Source organism: Sulfitobacter pacificus, assembly GCF_030159975.1.
Classification (GTDB): domain Bacteria; phylum Pseudomonadota; class Alphaproteobacteria; order Rhodobacterales; family Rhodobacteraceae; genus Sulfitobacter; species Sulfitobacter pacificus.
In genome coordinates, this window is record NZ_BSNL01000001.1 from 1,390,633 (window position 1) to 1,404,972 (window position 14,340).

General features: G+C 56.4%; 16 protein-coding genes. 12 read left to right on the forward strand and 4 right to left on the reverse strand.

Annotated features, from left to right (window positions below):
• Window positions 1-23: 23 nt before the first annotated feature.
• Window positions 24-1,289, forward strand: a complete 1,266-nt coding sequence (locus tag QQL78_RS07055; RefSeq protein WP_284371949.1) for a glutamate-5-semialdehyde dehydrogenase — start codon at window positions 24-26, stop codon at window positions 1,287-1,289.
• On the opposite strand, the gene QQL78_RS07060 is transcribed toward QQL78_RS07055, so the two are convergent.
• Complete coding sequence (locus QQL78_RS07060; protein ID WP_284371951.1) at window positions 1,286-1,882, reverse strand: histidine phosphotransferase family protein; 597 nt, start codon at window positions 1,880-1,882, stop codon at window positions 1,286-1,288. The two genes, QQL78_RS07055 and QQL78_RS07060, sit on opposite strands and share 4 nt — an antisense overlap.
• Before the next feature lie 48 nt (window positions 1,883-1,930).
• On the opposite strand from QQL78_RS07060, the gene QQL78_RS07065 reads away from it, so the two are divergent.
• The 3 genes from QQL78_RS07065 (at window position 1,931) to olsA (ending at window position 3,855) form a co-directional block, all read left to right on the forward strand.
• Window positions 1,931-2,113, forward strand: coding sequence for a DUF3553 domain-containing protein (locus QQL78_RS07065; RefSeq protein ID WP_284371953.1), 183 nt, complete (start codon window positions 1,931-1,933; stop codon window positions 2,111-2,113).
• 147 nt (window positions 2,114-2,260) lie between these two features.
• A complete protein-coding gene (gene olsB, locus QQL78_RS07070; RefSeq protein WP_284371955.1) occupies window positions 2,261-3,025 on the forward strand; it encodes an L-ornithine N(alpha)-acyltransferase in 765 nt (254 codons plus the stop codon).
• A complete protein-coding gene (gene olsA, locus QQL78_RS07075) occupies window positions 3,022-3,855 on the forward strand; it encodes a lyso-ornithine lipid O-acyltransferase (protein ID WP_284371957.1) in 834 nt (277 codons plus the stop codon). Before olsB ends, olsA begins: the two co-directional genes overlap by 4 nt.
• Window positions 3,856-3,883: 28 nt before the next feature.
• On the opposite strand, the gene QQL78_RS07080 is transcribed toward olsA, so the two are convergent.
• Window positions 3,884-4,453 carry a PA14 domain-containing protein gene (locus QQL78_RS07080; RefSeq protein ID WP_284371959.1) on the reverse strand — a complete coding sequence of 190 codons (570 nt, stop codon included), beginning with the start codon at window positions 4,451-4,453 and terminating at the stop codon, window positions 3,884-3,886.
• A 253-nt stretch (window positions 4,454-4,706) separates the two neighbouring features.
• Between QQL78_RS07080 and rpsB the strand changes: the two genes are divergently transcribed.
• Both rpsB and tsf read left to right on the forward strand, forming a co-directional pair.
• Window positions 4,707-5,582, forward strand: coding sequence for a 30S ribosomal protein S2 (rpsB, locus tag QQL78_RS07085; protein WP_284371961.1), 876 nt, complete (start codon window positions 4,707-4,709; stop codon window positions 5,580-5,582).
• 75 nt (window positions 5,583-5,657) lie between these two features.
• Window positions 5,658-6,533, forward strand: coding sequence for a translation elongation factor Ts (gene tsf / locus QQL78_RS07090; protein WP_284371963.1), 876 nt, complete (start codon window positions 5,658-5,660; stop codon window positions 6,531-6,533).
• Window positions 6,534-6,839: 306 nt separating this feature from the next.
• On the opposite strand, the gene aroQ is transcribed toward tsf, so the two are convergent.
• Together aroQ and QQL78_RS07100 are read right to left on the reverse strand one after the other, a co-directional pair.
• On the reverse strand, window positions 6,840-7,280 hold the full coding sequence (aroQ, locus tag QQL78_RS07095) for a type II 3-dehydroquinate dehydratase (RefSeq protein ID WP_284371965.1): 441 nt from the start codon (window positions 7,278-7,280) through the stop codon (window positions 6,840-6,842).
• 153 nt (window positions 7,281-7,433) lie between these two features.
• Entirely contained in the window at window positions 7,434-8,207 is a 774-nt protein-coding gene (locus QQL78_RS07100; RefSeq protein ID WP_284371967.1) for a copper chaperone PCu(A)C, read from the reverse strand.
• Between the two features lie 86 nt (window positions 8,208-8,293).
• Between QQL78_RS07100 and QQL78_RS07105 the strand changes: the two genes are divergently transcribed.
• The 6 genes from QQL78_RS07105 to QQL78_RS07130 all read left to right on the forward strand — a co-directional run bounded on the left by QQL78_RS07105 (window position 8,294) and on the right by QQL78_RS07130 (window position 14,338).
• A complete protein-coding gene (locus QQL78_RS07105) occupies window positions 8,294-9,652 on the forward strand; it encodes a hypothetical protein (RefSeq protein ID WP_284371969.1) in 1,359 nt (452 codons plus the stop codon).
• 92 nt (window positions 9,653-9,744) lie between these two features.
• Complete coding sequence (locus tag QQL78_RS07110) at window positions 9,745-11,043, forward strand: ABC transporter substrate-binding protein (RefSeq protein ID WP_386257647.1); 1,299 nt, start codon at window positions 9,745-9,747, stop codon at window positions 11,041-11,043.
• Window positions 11,044-11,066: 23 nt separating this feature from the next.
• Entirely contained in the window at window positions 11,067-11,993 is a 927-nt protein-coding gene (locus tag QQL78_RS07115; RefSeq protein WP_284371971.1) for a branched-chain amino acid ABC transporter permease, read from the forward strand.
• On the forward strand, window positions 11,990-12,934 hold the full coding sequence (locus tag QQL78_RS07120) for a branched-chain amino acid ABC transporter permease (RefSeq protein ID WP_284371973.1): 945 nt from the start codon (window positions 11,990-11,992) through the stop codon (window positions 12,932-12,934). The genes QQL78_RS07115 and QQL78_RS07120 overlap by 4 nt, the downstream gene beginning before the upstream one ends.
• The gene (locus QQL78_RS07125) at window positions 12,931-13,650 is read left to right on the forward strand and encodes an ABC transporter ATP-binding protein (protein WP_284375483.1); all 720 of its coding nucleotides are present in this window, start codon (window positions 12,931-12,933) and stop codon (window positions 13,648-13,650) included. Before QQL78_RS07120 ends, QQL78_RS07125 begins: the two co-directional genes overlap by 4 nt.
• A complete protein-coding gene (locus QQL78_RS07130) occupies window positions 13,643-14,338 on the forward strand; it encodes an ABC transporter ATP-binding protein (RefSeq protein ID WP_284371975.1) in 696 nt (231 codons plus the stop codon). The genes QQL78_RS07125 and QQL78_RS07130 overlap by 8 nt, the downstream gene beginning before the upstream one ends.
• Window positions 14,339-14,340: the final 2 nt, after the last annotated feature.

Below are 14,340 nucleotides of genomic sequence, written 5' to 3' on the forward strand. Positions count from 1 at the left end.
GATTAGGATACGGGCGTAAGATAATGAACAAAAATGAAAATATTACATCTCTGATGGCTGATATCGGTGCCCGTGCCAAAGCCGCTTCTACTGCACTGGCCGTCGCATCCGCAGAGCGTAAACACGCCGCCTTGATCAGCGCGGCAGAGAACATCTGGAAAACCCGCGAGGATATTCTGGCAGCAAACGCAGAGGATCTGATCTTTGGCCGTGAAAAAGGTCTGTCTGACGCGATGATGGACCGCCTGATGCTGGATGAAAGCCGCATTCAGTCCATGGTCGACGGGCTGCGCAGCGTGGCTGAACAGGCTGACCCCGTGGGTGAAGTAATCTCTGAATGGGAGCAACCTTCGGGATTGAACATCCGCCGCGTGCGCACCCCGCTGGGGGTAATCGGGGTGATCTATGAAAGCCGCCCGAATGTGACTGCGGACGCCGGTGCGCTCTGCCTGAAAGCGGGCAATGCGGTGATCCTGCGCGGCGGGTCTGAAGGGTTCAACTCCTCGCGCGCCATCCATGCCTGTTTGCAGCAGGGGTTGCGCGATGCAGGCCTGCCGGAAGATGCGGTGCAGCTGGTGCCGACCCGGGACCGTGCGGCGGTGAGCGAGATGTTGAAAATGACCAATGTCATTGACGTGATCGTGCCTCGCGGCGGCAAGGGGCTGGTCGGGCTGGTTCAGGAACAGGCGCGGGTGCCGGTCTTTGCCCATCTGGAAGGGATTGTGCATATCTATGTCGATGAACAGGCTGACCCCGAAAAGGCGCTGAAGATCGTGCTGAACGCCAAGACACGCCGCACCGGCATTTGCGGCGCGGCGGAATGCCTGCTGATCCACGAAAAGGTTGTGAACACGATCGGGCAGGGGGTTCTGCGCGCACTGATAGATGCCGGTGTTGAGGTGCGCGGGGATGAGACCCTGCAGAGCATCGAAGGGGTCCGGCCCGCAACAGCAGAGGATTGGGGCTGTGAATATCTGGATATGATCATCGCGGCCAAAACGGTGACCGGCGTAGATGATGCCATCGACCATATTCGCAGCTATGGCTCGAACCATACGGATTGCATTATTACCGAGGATGCAACGGCGGTGCAGACCTTTATGAATCATCTGGATTCTGCGATCCTGATGCACAATGCCTCAACTCAATTTGCCGATGGCGGAGAGTTCGGCATGGGGGCCGAAATCGGCATCGCCACCGGTAAAATGCATGCACGTGGTCCGGTGGGCGCGGCGCAACTGACCAGTTTCAAATATCTGGTGACCGGCGATGGCACAGTGCGGGCCTAAAACTCCAGCTTTATACTGGTTTCATCGGATTGGCAGGTGATCCGCCGTGCAGAATCCCGCGCGATCAGGGGCAGCAGGGCGAATTGAACATGTGAGGGCAGCAGGTCCTTTTGCACAGTACTGCCCGATAGCAGGGCCCAAAGTGCGGCGTCTACATTGGTGCGGTCCGCAGTACCGGCCAATTTCCAACTGCCCCCCGTGCAGGTGATGTCGATCCGACCGCCATAGGGCATCGCCGTTTCCATGCACATGATGGCCAGAAAGGCGAGCCGGACATCGGCACGCTGCACCGGTCTCTCCGCTTGCCAGTTGGGCGACAGCCGGCTGGTTTCATAAAGATCACGCAGAATCGATTGCACCTCTGCAGGGCCGACCAATTGATCCCCCGCCGCACCAAAAGCCACCCTAAAGAACCGGATGCGGGCGCTGGCATTACCCACGCTTTCCCCGATCAGGCCAATTTCAGGTCCGGCGGGGTCGCCTGACATACCTAGCAGTTCCAGACCATTGTTGATTGCGCCAATCGGCGATATGAGGTCATGGCAGATGCGGCTGCCGATCAGCCCGGCCAGTGTGGTGTTCATATCAATCATGTCAGGGCCATGGCGCGGGAAGAACGAGGACCAAGCAGAGGGCAGGGAATGGACGACCTGAACGCAATATTGACGCCCGGAATGCTGGTGCGCCACCCGGACCATCCCGATTGGGGTCTCGGGCAGGTGCAAAGCAATATCGCCGGCAAGGTGACGGTGAACTTTCGGGACGAGGGCAAGATTGTCATCGACAGCTTTCGGGTTGGGTTAATGCCGGTTTTTGATGACTGAACATGGTTTCCAAATGATTAACGGAACTGATGTAAGGTTGTGTGGTATTAAATCATACAACTCAGAGTATAATTTTACAAGCTCGACCTGCCTCCAAAGCCGCGCAGATGGTACAGGGTTTATCCCAATGCGGAGCTTGAGCTGCCCATGACCCAAGCCACCTCCCCGGACTTTGACGTCAGGCTGGCGCAATCACCTGAAGATCTGCGCGCGGCACAGCGGTTGCGCTTTGACGTTTTCATTCGCGAGCTGGGCGGCGGTGGCCCATTGGTCGATCACGCCGCCGGACTTGAGCAGGACGCGTTGGACGCCTTTTGCGATCATTTACTGTTGGTGGACCGGCACAGCGATGCGGTGGTTGGCGTATACCGTTTGCTGCGGCCAGAACAGGCGGCGCGGGCAGGGCGGCACTACTGCGCCTCGGAATATGATCTGACGCCCTTGTTGACCTCCAACCGCCGCCTGCTGGAATTGGGCCGATCCTGTTTGCATCCCGATTATCGTGGCGGCATGGCGATGCACCATCTTTGGTCAGCTCTGGCGGAGTATGTGGCCCTGCATGAGATTGAGGTTCTGTTTGGTGTGGCGAGCTTCCCCGGCACCGATGTGCAGGCGCTGGCCGCGCCGCTGTCACTGTTGCACCACCGCCATCTGGCACCAGCGGACCTGCGGGTGCGCGCACTTGAAGAGAGTTTCCAGGATATGAACATGATCCCACCTGAGGCCTTGGACCGCAAAGCCGCGATGTTGCAGGTACCCAGCCTGATCAAGGCCTATCTGCGGCTCGGCGGCTATGTGGGCGAGGGGGCTTTTGTCGATCACGCCTTTAACACTGTAGATGTCTGCCTGATCATGGACACCGCCCGGCTGTCGCGAAAACAAGCCCGGATCTACGGGCGAGGGTCGCAATGAGCCCGCGTTGGGACAGTGATCTGCCCCCGTCCTACCCGGCCATCACATTTGCGGGCTGGCTGCGGGTTTTACTGCGGGCAACTGCTTTGGCCGTGCTGGTCTTTGGCGGGCTGATCATTCTGCTGTTGGTGCGACTGATTGAACGACCATTGTTTGGCCTGCACCGTCCGATGACGCCACATATTACACAATTTGTCTGTCGCAACGCACTGCGGCTTCTGGGATTGCGCTTGCAAGTGTCCGGCATGCCAATGGCCGGACAGGGGGCGATTGTCGCCAATCACACCTCCTGGCTGGACATCTTTGTGCTGAATGCCAGCAAGCGGATCTATTTCGTATCAAAATCCGAAGTGGCCAATTGGCCCGGGATCGGATGGCTGGCCCGCGCCACAGGTACGGTTTTTGTGGTGCGCGACCCGGTGCAGGCCAGGGCGCAGACCCAGATCTTCGAAGAGCGGTTGCTGGCAGGGCACAAACTGCTGTTTTTCCCGGAGGGGACCAGCACGGACGGGCAGCAGGTCTTGCCGTTCAAGACCACGCTGTTCCAATCATTCCTGTCGCCAAACCTAAAAAACGAAATCGCCGTGCAGCCCGTCAGTGTGACCTATCACGCACCTGCCGGGGCAGACCCGCGGTTTTACGGCTGGTGGGGGGATACATCCTTTGGTGCGCATCTGCTGGTCACATTGGCACCGGCGCGGCAAGGATGGGTTGAGGTCACCTATCACACGCCACTGCCGGCAAGCGCATATGCGAACCGGAAGGCCCTTGCGCTGGACTGTGAAACAGCGGTGCGCAAGGGACATGTATCGGGATCGGATTTGGCCTAATCAGGGTTCGGCCCAATCGAGATTTAACCTATTCGATATGTGCAAATACTGCATCGGGCACAGGGCCCATGCGGCCGTCGACATTCCAATCCATTTCCAGACAGGCGCTGCCCTTGCGTTGGAAATAGGTGATTTCAATCGAATACCAAGCAGCTTCGGGCACAACGACCTCCTGAATACCGGCGGGTTCACAGCCATGCACCCCATCATAAAGCCCAACCTGCTGACCGCCGATGCTGGCCACAAGGCCATCATTGCTGACCATTTCGACCTCAAAAGTACCCGCAGCGTCAAACCGGATAAACCCGCTGATTGCGGCGGCAACCTTGCTGGCCTTTTCCGAGGTCAGGGTCAGATCGCCCTCGGTATTGTCCGAATAGGACAGACCTCTGATTGGCGGCCCGCTCTTGGCTGACTCCAAAGCGTCTTCGGCATCTTCCAGCAGACGCACATCTTTGGGATAGGCGTAGGAGACGGCCAGCCCGGGGGTCAGATCACCGGCGGCGGGTTGTGGATCAGCAGGGGTCAGGGTGACGGATTGGGCGAAGCCCGGCGTGGCAAACGCAAACACAAATAACGCGGCGATGCGGTGGATCATGGTGATACTCCCAAAGGTTTGTTTTTTTCCGCCACATTGAGCCAGCTTGCCGGAGCTGTCCATTGAATTTATGCGGGTCTTCGCTGGCGCATCAATTGCCCCTTGCGCCCTTGGTTGATCTGTCTTAAGGACGCGGCACTTAAACCCGCAGTCGGGGTTGGGCCATTTCGGGGAGAAATCCCGAAACAGTCCGCCGGTTGGTTCCATATGGGATCATACCCCCGATGAGGCTAAACCGGAAAGGTATACCGACATGGCTCTTCCTGAGTTCTCCATGCGTCAGCTGCTTGAAGCAGGCGTACACTTTGGCCACCAGACGCAGCGCTGGAACCCACGTATGGGTCCCTACATCTATGGCGCGCGTAACGGCATTCACATCATGGACCTGACACAGACCGTTCCAATGCTGGATGAAGCATTGAAACTGATCCGTGACACTGTCGCCAAGGGCGGGTCCATCCTGTTCGTCGGCACCAAGCGTCAGGCAGCACAGCCGATCGCAGATGCCGCTGAAAAATGCGCACAGTATTACATGAACCACCGCTGGCTGGGCGGCACGCTGACCAACTGGCAGACCGTATCCAAATCCATCAACCGTCTGAAATCTATCGACGAACAGTCCGAGCGCGGCTTTGAAGGCCTGACCAAAAAAGAGCGTCTGGGTATGGAACGTGACCAGGGCAAGCTTCAGGCTTCTTTGGGCGGTATCCGTGAAATGGGCGGTCGTCCCGACCTGATCTTCGTGATCGACGTGAAAAAAGAAGCGCTGGCTGTGGCCGAAGCCAACAAGCTGGGCATTCCGGTTGTGGCTGTGGTTGACACCAACTGCTCACCCGATGGCATCGATTACATCATTCCGGGCAACGATGACGCGGCGCGCGCCATTGGCCTGTACTGCGATCTGGCTGCACGTGCGGCACTTGACGGCATGTCCGCCCAACTGGGCGCAGCTGGCGTTGATCTGGGCGCAATGGAAGAAGCACCTGCTGAGGAAGCTCTTGCGGAGCCTTCCACCGGTGTTGAAGTTGGCAATGCCTCTGAAGAGACAGTGTCAAACGACGCCATGTCCAAGGATGCGGTCCTTGATATCGAGTCCACAAAAGAGACCGTCGCCAAAGCCGAAGGCTGAGACGTGTCACAGGACTGAAACGGGGGCAGGGTACACCTGCCTCCAACCGATCTGATTTAACAGGAGAACCAAAAGATGGCGATTACAGCATCTATGGTGAAAGAACTGCGCGACAGCACCGGCGCAGGCATGATGGACGCCAAGAAGGCGTTGACCGAAAACAATGGCGACATGGAAGCGGCGGTTGATTGGCTGCGCACCAAGGGTCTGGCCAAAGCGGCGAAGAAATCCGGCCGTACAGCAGCGGAAGGTCTGGTTGCGGTCAAGGTTGACGGCGGCCACGGCGTTGCGGTTGAAGTAAACTCTGAAACCGATTTCGTGGGCAAGAACGCTGACTTCCAGAAAATGGTTGCTGGCATTGCCGATGTTGCCCTGGGGGCGTCCGATATCGACGCGCTGAAAGCGGCTGACATGGGCGGTAAATCCGTTGAACAGACCGTGACGGATGCGGTTGCCGTGATTGGTGAAAACATGTCGGTACGCCGCATGGCGGCCATCGACGGTGACACTGTTGTGTCCTACGTGCACAACGCAGCGGCGCCAGGCATGGGTAACATCGGTGTTCTGGTCGCAATGACCGGCGGCGACGAAGGTTTTGGCAAGCAGGTTGCAATGCACATCGCAGCGACCAATCCGGCTTCTCTGTCCGAGGAAGATCTTGACCCGGCAGTGGTCGAGAAGGAAAAGCAGGTCCAGATGGACATCGCCCGCGAGTCCGGCAAGCCAGAAGCCGTCATCGAAAAGATGATTGTGGGGCGTATGAAGAAATACATGTCCGAAGTGACATTGGTGAACCAGCAGTTCGTCATCAACCCTGATCTGACTGTGGCTGAGGCCGCTAAAGAGGCGGGCGCAACCATCACCGGTTTCGTACGTCTGGAAGTGGGCGAAGGCATTGAAGTTGTGAAAGAAGATTTCGCAGCCGAGGTTGCCAAAGTCGGCCAAAGCTAAGCGTTAACGATAAGATTTGAGGGGCGGTGCATTTAGGTGCGCCGCCTTTTTAGTTGGGCGAGTGCCCAGCCTGAAGTGATCGGATGAACAGGGTTACGTACCTTGCAGCAAGAAAACCCTGACACCAGCATTTAAAAAATCATACTTTTACAGTAATTTAAGTGGCAACCTTAAACCACTGGTTCACTGCAGCCCAGCGTCTTCGCTGCTATCATCTTCCAGGTAGACCATTGTTAGGGTCAAATCCGATTGTGCCGCAGACTGTTGATCAGAGACGAAGCAACTTCCCAGAAAGAACATTATAAATCAACTGCTTGAAATATGTTCCTTAAGCGCGTGAAGCGCCAGAATATAGCCCGTTGCGCCAAACCCGCAGATCTGTCCCAAAGCCACAGGGGCAATATAGGACTTGTGGCGGAAGGTTTCACGGGCGTGGATATTGCTGAGATGAACCTCGACGACAGGAAGCTCTACAGAGGCAATCGCGTCCATAATCGCCACAGACGTATGAGTGTAGGCACCAGCGTTCAGAATTATGCCATCCTGTGAAGATTTTGCCGCATGTATCTGATCTATCAGCATTCCTTCATGATTGCTTTGAGCGAACTCCAAAGTCACACCAAGGGATTTCGCCGCGTCGCGGCACATCACTTCGATATCAGCAAGCGTCGTTGCGCCATAGACCTCGGGCTGTCGCGTCCCAAGCAGGTTGAGATTGGGACCGTTTAGAATCAAGATCGACGTCATGGGGGATACTCGCAAATTTCGGTTGGTCCTAGTTAAAGCCACCAAGGTGCAGCTGTCCAGCAAAGCGCCAGGGGCATGTGGTTTTAACGCATAGCTTACTTCTCGTAATCAGTATTATGTAAAATTACATACGTTGCGGAATGCTGGCGGCGCTTACTCTGCCACCTGAATTTCCAGCCGCGCAACCACCGGCCTTCCGTCTGCAGCCAGATATGGTCGGTGATCATTGGTGTTCAGGGCAACCTCAAGCACATGATCGCCCGCAGGCAGCTGGCCAATGTCAAAGCCAGGTTCATACAGCCGGCCCAGTTTCAGCCCGTTAAGGTAAAGATGCCCGTGACCCTGACCCGCCACATATGCAGGATCCTCGGCAAATTCGTCCTTTGGGCGGTAGAATGTAAAATTCTCAACCTCGATGCGCAGAGAAAACCCATCTGCATTCGGTGCATCAGTTGCCTGCAGACTGACAGATGGTGCTGGCTCTGTCGCAACACCGGTGCTGGGGTCATGTGACATAGTGGTGACGCCAGCGTTCTGCAGACGTGTGACAACCTCGCCCGCATTTTCAAAGGTCAGGGTCAGCGGAATAAAACTTCCTTCGGCAAAATCATCCATACGCAGCATCACATGTGCGCCGTCCATTGCCAGAATTCCCTGACTTTCCCCCGGCACCACAAGCACGCTGTCGCTGTGCCGCGGATTGACCACTGTGATCATATCGGCGTCAGGCGTCGAGGCAGAAAGGATCACATCGGGCGCGCCGGTATTCTCGACCGTCAAGGTCACCATATACATCGAAGGTCGCTGCGCCATGGCAAAGGCTTTGGCCCCAACCAGCGACAAAGTGGCGTCCTGACGGTTCAGCATCACATAGCCGGCTGCAGCAATCGCACCCAGCAGACAAAAGGCCAAAACCCGCTTCATCATCTATTTTCCCTCAATCATTTCGGCTGTAAGCTACCGATATGTTGCGCAAATCAAAGTGCCTTTTTGGAATATCGCTCTGGCTTTTGATGCCGACACAGGTTTTGGCGCATCCTGCGGAACAGGCTTTGGTACTGCTGCTGCCGACAGAGCTATATACATTTGGTGGCACATTGGCGGTTCTGGCCTCGATTATCCTGATCAGTATTGTGCCGGGACAAGGCCTTGGGCGGATCTACCGTGGGTTCCGCATTGCCAAAGGGTTTGACATCGGGGTCGCACCGCACCTGACATCACTGGTTTCAACCATATTGTTTTTCGCGCTGCTTTATGTGGGTATCCACGGTCCAAACGATCCGCAAAGCAACCTGTTGCCACAGGTGATCTGGACTGGCTGGTGGGTTGGCCTGTTTGTGTTGCAGGCTGTGATTGGCGATTTTTGGCGCTGGATCAACCCGTGGTCTGGCCTGTGCTGGCTGCTGTTTAACGGGGATGCGCCGCTGCTGCGCTACCCTGCCCGTTTGGGTGCCTGGCCTGCGTTTGGCATTTTTATGCTGTTTCAGATCTTTCTGCTGGCCGACATCGCGCCAAGCGATCCTAACCGGCTTGCAACACTTGCCTTTCTCTATTGGCTGTTCACATTTGCCGGTATGGCGTTTTTCGGTCCTGCAATCTGGACCCAAAACGTGGAGTGCTTTTCGGTTCTGTTCCGCCTGATCACATCGCTGCGTCCGGTGCATTGCGGCAAAGACATACGCATCGGCATGCCTGGCTGGGCCAGTTTCGAGCTTGCGCCGCTCGATATGGCGCGCGCCTTGTTTTGCCTGAGCATTCTGGTCTCCGGAAGTTTTGACGGCCTGAGAGAGACATTCTGGTGGTTGGGTCAGATCGGCATCAACCCACTGGAGTTTCCGGGCCGTTCCGCCGTGGTCTGGAGTTCAACCATTGGACTGATCCTTGCCAATATCATTGTGATCTGCATCTACGCCGCCTGTGTTCAGGGTGGGATTTTCATTGCCAGAAGGTTCGGAACGCTGACCCCTGCCCCTTTTGCACCCGCGTTTCGCACCTATGCCATCACCATCCTGCCAATTGCGCTTGGCTATCACTTCGCGCATTACTTCGTATCGTTTCTTGTTCAAATACAGTACCTTGCGGCAACACTTGGCGACCCCTTGGCGCGCGGTTGGAACCTGTTTGGACTGGGCGGCTTACGTGTTACCACCGGATTTTTGAACAGCACTGAAACCGTGAAACCCATATTATTGATGAATATGGCAGCGGTTGTCATTTCGCATATAATCTCTATAGCAATGACACATCATCTGTCCGGCCGGATCGCCAAAACACGCAGGGATTTGATCCTGATCCAACTCTTCCTCAGCATTCTGATGATTTTATATACAATTTTCGGCCTTTGGTTGCTGTCCACACCGCGCGGTGCGTGAACTTTAGAAAGTTCTGGACAGATCATTCGTATGCGAACAATATAAAACAGGTGCCCCGATAAAACGCGCACCAGCTGCAAGGGAGAAATACTGTGTCCAACGGAACATCCAAAAAGACCGACCTTAACCGCCGCACCGCCCTCAAGGGCATCGGTGCCGGAGCGCTGCTTGCCACGGGCGCAATGCCCGGCAGCCTAGGCTTTGCCCAAGCACAAAGTTCAGCCCCCATCCGAATTGGGTTCCAGAAACATGCCACAGGCATCGGCGCGGCTTATGGCCGCTGGTATGATGCGACGACGCAGGCGGCTGTAAAGCGCATCAATGACATGGGCGGGATCAATGGCCGCCCGGTCGAGATTGTAGTCGAAGATGATGGCACCGACCCGAAACGCGGGGCCGAGGTGCTTGAGAAATTCGCCAACCAGCACAAGGTCGATGTAGCCTTTGGCACGTTGTTCAGCCATGTGGTAATCGGCTCTGCCCCGCGCGCGGGTGAATTGAAATTACCCTATTTCGTGGTTTCCGAAGGGCATCATGTCGCATCCGGCATGTTGAACCGCTATACGCTTCAACCCGGCATTACCGATGTGAAAAGTCAGGTGCAATCCATGGCGCCTTTTGTGGCGAATAATCTGGGCAAGAAGGTCACGATGATCTTTCCCGACTTTGCCTTTGGTCACGACCACCGCGATTTCTTCTCTGCGGCGATCGAGGCGCAGGGTGGTGAGGTGGTAGCAAAGATTTCTGTGCCGCCCGCTGAAACCTCCTTTACCCGCTATTTCCCGCAGATACCGCGCGATACCGATGTGGTCTATCACGTCATGGTCGGCCCTGCCGTGCTGACCTTTGTGAAAGAACTGGGTGAATTTTTCGGCCCCTCACGCCCCGAGATTTTCGGCTTTATCGACAGCCTTGAGGCGGTGGATATCCAAAGCCCGGGTCTGGAGTTCCTTGAAGGCACCTATTTCTGGGAGGGTAATCCGCGCCATGCTCAGGAAAACAACTCAGAATTCGACACCGCCTATCGTGCGGCTGTGGGTGTTGATGCGCGCGGCGCATCACTGGATGATCCCAAAGACGTATCAACCTATGCCCATATGTTTGGCTGCTGGGAAACCCTGAATGTGATCAAGGCCGGTATGGAAACAGCTGACTACCAAGGCCCGCAAGACCGCGCCAAGCTAATCGAAGCGGTTGAGGCCATGACAGACCTGCCCCATTCGCTTGATCATCCACAGGGGGCGAAGCTGTTTAACGGCAAGACCCATCAGGTCTTTGGCGCACAGTTTATTTCCAAGGTGACCGATGGGACGCTCAAGGTCGAACATACCGCCTCCATTGAGGACGGGATGTACGAAGACGAGGTCGACTATACAGCGCAATCCTTCTAAGCCCTTGAGATCAAGGCAATAGAATGGAATTCGGTCCACATCTGATGCTCGCCTCTCTTGAAGGGGCGGTCATCGCTTCGGTGCTTGTGCTGACCTCTATGGGGCTGAGCATTGTCTTCGGGGTGATGCGCGTGGTCAACGTCGCGCATGGCGAGTTTTACATGCTGGGCGCGGTTCTGGCATGGTATGTGACGTCGCTGCTGGGGGGGCATCCGGCGGTTGGGTTTGTGGCGGCATTGGTTGTCGCTCCGCTTTTGGTGGGGCTGATCGCGGCGCTGTCCGACCGGGTGATCCTGAAACATCTGAAATATGATGCCGACCGCACCATCGTGGCGACCATCGGGCTGCTCTACATCATCCAGCAAACCACGCTGATGACCTTTGGCCCGGATGCGCGCCCGGTTGAACCGCCATTTAACCACCGCCTTGCCCTGCCGTGGTTCGAATTTGGTGAGGGCGGTTTTGCAATGTATTGGCCATGGGGCCTGAGCACGACCAGCTACAAACTGTTCGTCATTGCGGCGGCGGCGGTGGTCCTTGTAGCACTGTGGCTGCTGATTACCCGCACCAAAATCGGTCTGATCATGCGCGCCACCCAACAAGACAGCGAGACGGCACAGGCCTTCGGAATTCCTGTTGGCCGCGTCTATTCGATTGTATTTGGCCTTGGGGCTGCCCTTGCTGCCCTTGGGGCTGTGCTTGTCGTGCCGATCCAACAGGCGCATTACCTGATGGGTGCCGACCCGCTGCTGCTGTCTTTCATCGTCGTTATCATAGGTGGCCTTGGCAGCCTGCCCGGCACGGTGGTTGCCGCCCTGCTTATCGGGATGAGCGACGGCATCATCTCTGTGTTTTTCTCACCTACATTGGCCAAGATCCTTGCTACTTTCCTTGTTGCCATGGTGCTTGTCTGGCGTCCACAAGGCCTGTTCGGCAGGTCCGCCACATGACGGTGCGCAGAAAGTCCGCAACATTGCACCTATCGGTACTGGCCGCATTGGTTGCGCTGTTTTTCATCCTCCCGCCTTATCATTCCGGCAACTTATCGCGGATCATGGTGCTGGCGATCTATGCCATGGGGTTCAACATCCTGTTTGGCTACACTGGCCTGTTGAGCCTGGGCCACGCGATGTTTTTCGCGGCAGGCATGTATGGCTTTGGCCTTTCGATCAATCTGGGCGGCGTGCCGCTGCCGGTGGCCTTCCTGATCGGCATGGCGTCCGCCACGGCGCTGGCAGCTGTAACCGGCTTCCTTGCCCTGCGCACCACCGGCGTGGCCTTCATGATCGTGACACTGATGTTTGCGCAGACCGCCTATCTCGTCGTGCTATACTTTGGCAGCTACACACGCGGCGATGAGGGGTTTGTGATCCAATCGGCAGAGCGGATAATCTTTGGCATCGATCTGACCACTGAAGGGGCGCGCTATGTCACGGCGCTCCTGCTTTTCTCGGCCTGTTTTCTGGCGCTGGCGCGGGTTATCGGATCGCCTTTTGGCCGGACCTTGGTCGCCATTCGTGAAAACGAGGAACGCGCCCGCATGCTGGGTTATGACACCGGCGCGCATAAACTCAAGGCGATGATCCTGTCGGGCCTGATCTCCGGCATTGCAGGGGCGGCCTACGCCATGCTGTTTGGCTATGTCGGGGCGACTTTCGCCACGGTGCAATATTCCATCTTCCCATTGCTGTGGGTTTTGTTGGGCGGGGCCGGCACCACCATCGGCCCGCTATTGGGCGTGTTCTTCATGTTCTATCTCATCGATTTTTCCAGCTCTGTGACAACTGCCTATATGCTGGTTGCAGGTGTGGTACTGGTGCTGCTGACCATGTTCGCCCCGCAAGGGTTGATGGGTGAAATGCGCAAACGGGTGTTCCCATGGCTGCCATAAATATTCTGGAAACCAAGGGGCTGACCAAGGTCTATGGCGGTGTCACAGCAAATTCCGACGTGGATTTCACCCTGCCAACAGGCAAGATCACCGCGCTGATCGGCCCCAATGGTGCGGGAAAATCCACATTTGTCGGTATGGTCAGCGGGCGCACAGAGGCGACCCGGGGACAGGTTATTTTTGCGGGCCGCGATATAAGCGCCCTGCCCGCACATAAACGCATCCAGCTGGGCATCGCCTATACCTTTCAGATCACCTCCATCTTTCCGCGCCTTACGGTGCATGAAAACGTAGCCATCGCAGCGCGGCGTTTGTTCGGGAAAAAGCCCGCAATACTGGCAAGCAAAATCACCGCGGCGCTTGGTAAAGTCGATATTGAAGATCGGGCTGACCAAATCGCGGGTGACCTCAGCTATGGTCACCAACGACTGCTCGAAATCGCCATGGGGCTAGTTCAGGAACCGCGTGTCTTTATCCTTGATGAACCAACACAGGGCCTCGCAGAGTCTGAAGTTGCGGGGTTTATTGCGTTGATCAAATCACTGGCCGGAGAAACCACCATACTGTTGATCGAACATAATATGACGGTGGTCATGGGGGCCGCTGATTGGATTACGGTGCTGGATCAGGGGATGGTGCTGGCCAATGGCACCCCTGAAGAGATCAGCGAAAACACCGCTGTACAGGCCGCTTATCTGGGTAAGACCGATGCTTGAGGTGAAGGGCATCCATGCCGCTTACGGTGATGTCAACACCTTGCGCGGGGTAAGCTTTGACGTGCAACCCTCTGAAATATTGTGTCTTTTGGGTCGAAATGGTGCGGGAAAAACCACCACCTTGAAATCTGTCATGGGGATTTTACCCATCACCGCCGGCAGCGTCACACTGGAGGGAGAGGCGCTTAGCACCCTGCCCCCGCATGAAATTCCGCGCCGTGGCATCGGCTACATCCCGCAGGGCCGCCGCCTGTTTCCAGAGCTAACGGTAGATGAAAACATCGAGATCGGCCTGATGACGCGGGGCATGGGGAAAGACACGAAAGAATGGGTGCTGGAGCTGTTTCCCCGTCTGCGGGAGCGGCTGAAACAAACTGCGGGCACCCTGTCGGGGGGCGAACAGCAGATGTTGGCCACTGCCCGCGCCCTCTGTCTGCGCCCCAAGGTTTTGTTGCTGGACGAACCTACCGAAGGGCTGCAACCCTCCATGATCGCCCTGATCCGCGACGTCATTCTAAAGATGAAGGCCGAGGGCTTTGCCATTGTTCTTGTTGAACAAAGGGTCGATGCGGTTCTTCAGGTCGCAGATCGCGTGGTGTTCATTGAAAACGGCACGTCGGTTGCATCGGCAACAGCGGCCGATCTGAAAAACGACCCCGGGATGCTTGCGCGTTACTTGGGGGTTTAACA

Bases quoted from the DNA above. Each gene is read 5' to 3' on its own strand.
- QQL78_RS07055 (WP_284371949.1), top strand. From the start codon at position 24: ATGAACAAAAATGAAAATATTACATCTCTGATGGCTGATATCGGTGCC.
- QQL78_RS07060 (WP_284371951.1), bottom strand. From the start codon at position 1,882: ATGATTGATATGAACACCACACTGGCCGGGCTGATCGGCAGCCGCATC.
- QQL78_RS07065 (WP_284371953.1), top strand. From the start codon at position 1,931: ATGGACGACCTGAACGCAATATTGACGCCCGGAATGCTGGTGCGCCAC.
- olsB (WP_284371955.1), top strand. From the start codon at position 2,261: ATGACCCAAGCCACCTCCCCGGACTTTGACGTCAGGCTGGCGCAATCA.
- olsA (WP_284371957.1), top strand. From the start codon at position 3,022: ATGAGCCCGCGTTGGGACAGTGATCTGCCCCCGTCCTACCCGGCCATC.
- QQL78_RS07080 (WP_284371959.1), bottom strand. From the start codon at position 4,453: ATGATCCACCGCATCGCCGCGTTATTTGTGTTTGCGTTTGCCACGCCG.
- rpsB (WP_284371961.1), top strand. From the start codon at position 4,707: ATGGCTCTTCCTGAGTTCTCCATGCGTCAGCTGCTTGAAGCAGGCGTA.
- tsf (WP_284371963.1), top strand. From the start codon at position 5,658: ATGGCGATTACAGCATCTATGGTGAAAGAACTGCGCGACAGCACCGGC.
- aroQ (WP_284371965.1), bottom strand. From the start codon at position 7,280: ATGACGTCGATCTTGATTCTAAACGGTCCCAATCTCAACCTGCTTGGG.
- QQL78_RS07100 (WP_284371967.1), bottom strand. From the start codon at position 8,207: ATGATGAAGCGGGTTTTGGCCTTTTGTCTGCTGGGTGCGATTGCTGCA.
- QQL78_RS07105 (WP_284371969.1), top strand. From the start codon at position 8,294: ATGCCGACACAGGTTTTGGCGCATCCTGCGGAACAGGCTTTGGTACTG.
- QQL78_RS07115 (WP_284371971.1), top strand. From the start codon at position 11,067: ATGGAATTCGGTCCACATCTGATGCTCGCCTCTCTTGAAGGGGCGGTC.
- QQL78_RS07120 (WP_284371973.1), top strand. From the start codon at position 11,990: ATGACGGTGCGCAGAAAGTCCGCAACATTGCACCTATCGGTACTGGCC.
- QQL78_RS07130 (WP_284371975.1), top strand. From the start codon at position 13,643: ATGCTTGAGGTGAAGGGCATCCATGCCGCTTACGGTGATGTCAACACC.